Genomic DNA, 339 nt, shown 5'->3' on the forward strand with positions numbered 1-339 from the left:
GATCGAATGAAAGCCAAACCTGCTGGTACGGCTGTACCACTACGCCCGGTATTGCCGATTCTCTTTTACCATGGCCCCCAGCGCGAACTCCCGGACCGCTTTTCCACCGCCATGCTCCCGCCGGATCTTCACCCTGCAGACCTGGAGAACCAACCGGATTTCTCCGTGCATGTATTCAATCTGGCCACCCTGCCGGATGAGAAAATCCAGGGCTCACTTGAGCTGCAGGCGGCCCTGTTCGCCATGAAGTATGCCCGTCGTAACTTCAATCTGCTTCTGCGTAAGCTGAACGAACTGGCGAAGAACGGTGGCTTGCTCTTGATTCACAGCCCACGATTC

The 339-nt window shown here is 56.3% G+C and carries 1 protein-coding gene; it reads left to right on the plus strand.

Annotated elements, in window-relative coordinates; genetic code table 11:
- A partial coding sequence (locus ACYQ2L_RS17230; RefSeq protein WP_460058366.1) for an Rpn family recombination-promoting nuclease/putative transposase occupies positions 1-339 on the plus strand: 339 nt, incomplete at both ends.

Source organism: Spirochaeta dissipatitropha (assembly GCF_054657935.1).